Origin of the sequence: uncultured Methanobrevibacter sp., assembly GCF_902771435.1 — an archaeon.
Lineage (GTDB): Archaea > Methanobacteriota > Methanobacteria > Methanobacteriales > Methanobacteriaceae > Methanocatella.
Genome location: NZ_CACXXB010000052.1, coordinates 1 through 6,108, shown reverse-complemented (window position 1 = coordinate 6,108; position 6,108 = coordinate 1). Strand labels below are relative to the sequence as shown.

3 protein-coding genes are annotated in these 6,108 nt (G+C 35.5%); all 3 read left to right on the top strand.

Annotation, left to right across the window (positions count from 1 at the left end):
• Positions 1–3,766 (top strand): amino acid adenylation domain-containing protein (locus tag QZU83_RS09660; protein WP_295611793.1); only part of this gene is annotated, 3,766 nt, incomplete at its 5' end.
• 9 nt (positions 3,767–3,775) lie between these two features.
• Positions 3,776–5,503: an MATE family efflux transporter gene (locus QZU83_RS09655; protein ID WP_295611792.1), complete on the top strand. Its 1,728-nt coding sequence runs from the start codon at positions 3,776–3,778 to the stop codon at positions 5,501–5,503.
• A gap of 312 nt (positions 5,504–5,815) precedes the next feature.
• A partial coding sequence (locus QZU83_RS09650) for a hypothetical protein (RefSeq protein WP_295611791.1) occupies positions 5,816–6,108 on the top strand: 293 nt, incomplete at its 3' end.

Below are 6,108 nucleotides of genomic sequence, written 5' to 3'. Positions count from 1 at the left end.
CAAGGTTAAACAGTCAACCCTCTATAAGGAAGCTGAATTGTTCTTTTCAAACAAAATAAAGGAATTTGATAATGCAACATTGATTGCTCAGGACATCAACGGTGATGAGTCAGATGGTAAATCTGCAATGAGAGACATTTTCATTGACAAGACTGCCGTTGACGGATTCTGTTCCAAATCAAGCATCAGTCAGAATAATCTGTTTTTGGCAGCAACTTCATTTGTAATAAACAAATTCGTTTTCAACAGGGATACATTAATTGCAACAATCACTAACGGAAGATTCAATCCTAATCAGCAAAAAACATTGGCAATGATGGTTAAGACATTGCCGTTGGCATTGAAATTAAACTCACAGTCAACACTTAAGGAATATCTTGAATACATAAACCATGAATGGCTCAACGTATTGGCATATTCATCTTATCCTTTAACAGAAATATCAAATGAATTCGACATCGCTCCGGAAATATTCTATGCTTATCATGGAAAAATCATAGAGGACATTGAAATTGCCGGCATGAATGTTGAAAGACAGTCAATTGACTATGACGGATTGAAATTCAAGATAAACATCAATGTAGTTGAAGTCGACAATCAATACAGAATTTTCTGTGAATACAATGACCAGCTATACTCAGAATCTTTAATTGACACATTGCTTGATTCTATTAGAATTGTCCTAAACAAATTCCAGACATTCGATGAAAATACTTTGATGAGCGATATTTCAATCATTGAAAATGATGATTGGGGTGTTGACGATTTTGAATATGATGAAATTCCTGAAGACAGATTAAACAAGATATTTGAGAATCAGGTTGAATTGCATCCTGACAGGGTTGTATTATATGCAACAGATGGTGAGTTCACATATGCCGAATTAAACGAAAAGGCAAATAGAATTGCTCATGCCCTCATCAAAAAAGGAGTCGGTCCTGAAGATCGGGTGATGTTCATTCTAAACAGAAACAGCAATGTAATCGCATCTGCATTCGGTATCTTAAAATCCGGTGCTGCATTCATTCCGGTGGATTCAGAATATCCTTCAGAGAGGATAGAACATGTGCTGACTGACAGTGAATCAAAATACATTATTATTGATGATGTAATTGAGAAAAAGGGCATCAATTTAAGTGATTACAGTGAAAACCTATTGGATATTAATGAATTGCTTAAAGAGGAAGACACTTCCAATCCTGACCCTGATGTATCAGGCAGCAATATGGCTTACCTTATCTACACCTCCGGTTCAACAGGACTTCCAAAAGGAGTAATTCTTGAACATGGAAACATTGCAAACTTCGTATATCCTGATCCAAGAAACGTATGTACTTATGAACTGGTCCACAATCTTGAAAAAGAGGATTATAAGGTATTGTCTACTACAACCGTTGCATTTGACGTATTCCAACAGGAATTGATGGGGTCCCTATTGAATGGAGTTCCAATGGTATTTGCAAATGATACAGAGTATAAGGATCCAATTGAGATGATGGACCTTATACGCAGGAGCGGTGCAAACGTTTACGTTGCAACACCTTCAAGATTGCTTCAGTATCTTGAAATCGAAGCGATGCAGGAGGTAATGTATGGATTTAAGGTATACATCCATGCGGGAGAGCCGTTCTCTGCGAGATTGTATGAACTCCTATCCAAAAACTCCAAAGGAAAATTCTTCAACATGTACGGACCAACCGAAACAACAGTATACTGTAACGGTCATCTTTTGGAAAGTCCAGACATCCACATTGGAAAGGAACTATTCAACGTTCATGAAATGGTTATGGACTTCGATTCAAATCCTCTGCCTCCAAATGTCATCGGTGAGTTGTTCATTGCTGGAAAAGGTGTTTCAAGAGAATACCTTAACCGTCCTGAGAACAATGCAAAAGCCTATGAGATAATCAATGGAGTAAGGTTCTACCATTCCGGAGACTTTGTTAAAGTTACACCTGAAGGAAACTATTATGTGTTCGGAAGAATGGACAATCAAATCAAGCTTAGAGGTTTAAGAATCGAAATAGGTGAGATTGAAGTTGGTCTTGGAAATTATCCTGGAATCAAATCAGTTGCAGTTGTAGTTAAAAATATCAAAGGAAATGACCATTTATGCGCTTACTTTACGGTCCATGATGAATACAAGGATGAAAACCGTGAAGAAAATGGCTATTCAATCGATATAGATGACCTCAAGGCTTCACTTGCTGAAAAGCTTGTATACTATATGGTTCCAACAGTCTATATGGAACTTGATGAAATGCCTCAAACAGCAAACGGCAAAACAGACTTGAGAAACTTGCCTGAACCTGAACTCATTACAGAATATGTTGCTCCTGAAAATGAGATTGAAGCATTCTTTGCTAACCTATTTGGTGAAATATTAGGTCTTGATGAAGTAAGTGCAACAGACAGTTTCTTTGAAATTGGTGGAACTTCTCTTCTCGTTACTAAAATCACAATGGAAGCTTTAAACCGTAATTATAATTTGAATTATGGTGATGTGTTCTCAAATCCTACTCCAAGAGCATTGTCCGAGTTCATTTTATCAGACGAAACAATGGACAAAAAGGCTGAAGTTACCTATGACTACACACAGATTAACAATCTGCTCAAGAAAAACAACCTCGAAGCACTGATTGATGGTGAAATTGAAGAAAGTTTAGGAAATATATTGCTTACAGGAGCAACTGGATTTTTAGGAATACATGTATTGCGGGAATTATTGGAAAATGAAACAGGAGATATTTACTGTTTTATTAGGGCGAATAAGGTCCTGAGCGGTGAAGAAAGGTTAAAATCATTACTCTTCTATTACTTCTCAAATGAATATGAAGAACAATTCAACAACAGATTACATGTCATTGAAGGGGACATTACCAACATTGAGGACTTTGAAAATCTTGCTTCTGAAAAAATCGATACCATAATCAACTGTGCAGCTAACGTAAAACACTTCTCATCCGGAACTGATATCGAGGATATCAACCTTGGAGGTGTAATAAACGGACTCAAATTTGCAAAGATGAAACATGCAAAATATGTGCAGGTATCCACATACAGTATTGCAGGTGAAAGTATAGACAACTACCCTCCTGTTGATGTCAAATTCTCAGAACATGATCTCTTTATCGGTCAGGCAGTTGACAACCAATATCTCAGCTCAAAATTCCTTGCAGAACGTGCGGTATTGGAAGCTGCAGTTGAAGATGATTTGGATGTAAAAATCATGAGGGTTGGAAACCTTATGGCAAGAAGCTCAGACAGCGAATTCCAAATTAATTTCGAATCAAACGGATTCATAAATCGTTTGAAAGCATTTGTAACAATTGGAAAAATGCCTTATTCCATGCTTATGAACAATGTGGAATTTTCACCGATTGACACTACTGCAAAAGCTATTGTTAATCTTTCAAAAACTCCTAAAGAATGTACTGTATTCCATCCATATGATCACCATAGCGTTTGCTTCGGCGACATCATTGAAATTATCAAGCCTTTAGGATTGAATATTGAGCCTGTTGAGGAAGATGATTATGAAACTGCTTTGGATGAAGCACTTGCCGACAAGTCAAAGCAGGAGGGAGTATCAGGTCTTATCACATCAATCGGTTCTGGAAAAGTCAAAAAAATCTGGATGCCGGTCGACAATACATACACCATTCAGACATTATATCGTTTGGGCATCAAATGGCCATTCATATCCGAGGAGTATATCTATAATTTTGTAAAATTCCTTGAAGATTTAGATTTCTTCAGTATCTAGGGGTATAACATGTATGAAAGAAATTATGAATTATTAAGAGCAAAATTCAGTGAATTTTTCCTGCCGACATTGTTTACATCAATGGCAGGAAACATTTGCTTGTTTGTAGACGGTTTGATTGTTACATTTTTGCTTGGAGCAGGAAACCTCTCTGCAATCCAGATTGTCGCTCCGGTAATAACTTTTGTCAATCTCATCTATTGGATGATAGGATTGGGTGGCAGTGTACTTTGTTCTGTTTCAAAGGCGGAATTTGATGATGAAAAAAGTAACAGTTACTTTTCGGTTTCAATAATTGCCCTTTTGACAATTGGAATACTGATTGCAGTTTTCGGTGTTTTGTTTTCACAAAGCATCTCCCAGTTTCTATGCTCATCACAGCCTGCCTTGACTAATGATGTAAGACAGTTTTTCACTGCACTTATAATAGGTATGCCATTTTTATGTTATATGATGAGTTTGTCATACTTCATAAGGGCGGATGGAATCCCAACACTTCCATTCAGAGCTATATTGATTGCAAATATTGTAAATCTCTGTTTTGATATAGTATATATCCAATATGTGGGGATGGGAATTGCAGGGGCTGCTTTGGCAACTACAACTGGTTACATTGTAGGTTCAATAATCATTTCATATTACTTCTTTAAGGATGAGCGTACATTGAAATTCATAAAACTGAAATTAGGTTCATTTTTCAGCTATCTTAAAAGAATTGTAACTTCAGGGTTTTCCTCATCATCAACACAATTGTACCTAACTCTAAAACTGTTCATAATGAACATCCTATTGGGCTGGTATATCGGAAAATCAGGGCTTGTCGCATTTGGTATATGTTACAACAGTCTGTTCATATTGTACATCTTCCTGATTGGAACCGCACAGACAATGTCACCAATCGTATCAGTTTACTTTAAGGAAGAGGACTATTCTGGAGTAAGCTATGTAACCAAAAAGTCTCTAAAAATAGTTTTGACCGCAAGCCTGGCTCTATCTATATTGTTCATTTTTTATCCGCAGGCATTGCTGTTCCTCTACAGCGTTAAGGATCCTGCTGACATACCTGTGGTTTTAAATGCATTGAGAATTTTTGCAATAAGCTATGTGGGAACTGCAATTACATTTCTATACACATTCTATGCTCAGGCAATTCAGCAAAATAAATTGTCAACAATCATTTCATTGCTTGAAGGATTTATCGTACCGATTTCATTTGCAGTGGTATTGTCATTCATATTTGGCGGAAATGGAATTTGGGTTTCATTTGCAATAGCTGAAATCATAACAATTCTGTTTATTTTTGCTTATTCAAAATACCTCAATAAAAGTACCAATGGCGAATATAGTGGATTCTTTATTAACAAACACAATGATGATACAAAAGTATTTGAGCATACAATCCATGGGGATGTAAACGAAGCTGTAAATCTGTCCCGTGAAGTTAAGGATTATCTCAATCCAGACAAGTCAGCAACATTGGTCAGTCTTGCTATTGAAGAAATGCTTGTAAACATAATCAATACCAATGAAAGCATTGACACAATAGATGTTATCGTTAGGGATAATGATGATAATATTCTGATTTCAATCAAGGATACTGGTATTGACTTCAATCCTGTTGTTGAAAATGAAAACTTGGAATTTGACAATATTACCATGTTGAATAAAATTGCTGACAAAATTGACTACTCAAGGGTTTTGGGTTTAAACAGTACAGTCATCACCATCAACAAATGATATCCTTGAAGTGGGGGCAATCCTCCACAATCTAATTTTTTTAAACATTAACATTGACAATTTCTGTCATAAAATTTCATTTGAATATTGGTTGATATATATGGTAAACTTAAATTCAGATGGATTTTCAATAACTTCATAATTAATGTCAGATACATGCAACTAAATTAAAGCAAAAAATTTTTCTTTTCATTTAATCATACGAATATCGCAAATACTTTATTCAATTTTGGAGCTATGATAAGTCAAGTACATTAAACAATCGATTTTACATAAGTATAAAAATTATTATCAATAAAATTACTATCAATTATGTTTGATGATACTTCTTATTTAGAAAAGTTTTCGCTTAAATACTCGGAAAATGTTCCCAAAGATTATGACATTTCTGAAATCCAGTTCACATATGATTTTGTCTTTCCAGTTTTAAAACAAGACGCTGCCATTGATGAAGCTATAGATGGTGTTGTCAAAGAATATAAGTTGTCTGAAGATTATTTGAGAGAATATTTCATTGAAAATAAGTATATATTAAACAAGGCGAAGATGAAAGACATTTCAGCACAGCTCAATGAGTACAATACCAAAACCCTAAAAAAAATCCT